The organism is Kineococcus sp. AC630 (assembly GCF_979255925.1).
The window spans coordinates 1-234 of record NZ_CEEDMJ010000157.1 but is presented as its reverse complement, the minus strand read 5'-3'; the positions used below and the strand labels follow the sequence as shown (position 1 = coordinate 234).

Below are 234 nucleotides of genomic sequence, written 5' to 3'. Positions count from 1 at the left end.
GAGCATTAGCCAGCCAATGGCGAACGGCACCAACAGCCAGGTTTCCACCACCAGGCCGGGCAGGGCGGCTACAGGCGCCTGTTTGCGGATCAGCCCGTAAAACGCGAACGACAGCGCCAGCATCAGCGAAATCCACGGCACATGGCCGGCCAGCCATAGCTGCTGCGCCACGCCAATACTCGCAAGCGCCACCGCCAACCATTGCAGGCGCCGTAAACGCTCGCCCAATAACAC

The 234-nt window shown here is 63.2% G+C and carries 1 pseudogene; it reads right to left on the bottom strand.

Going from position 1 to position 234, the window contains the following annotated elements:
• Nucleotides 1–234 (bottom strand): annotated as a pseudogene (locus tag AC0I8G_RS26240) (EamA family transporter RarD); the annotation flags it as partial.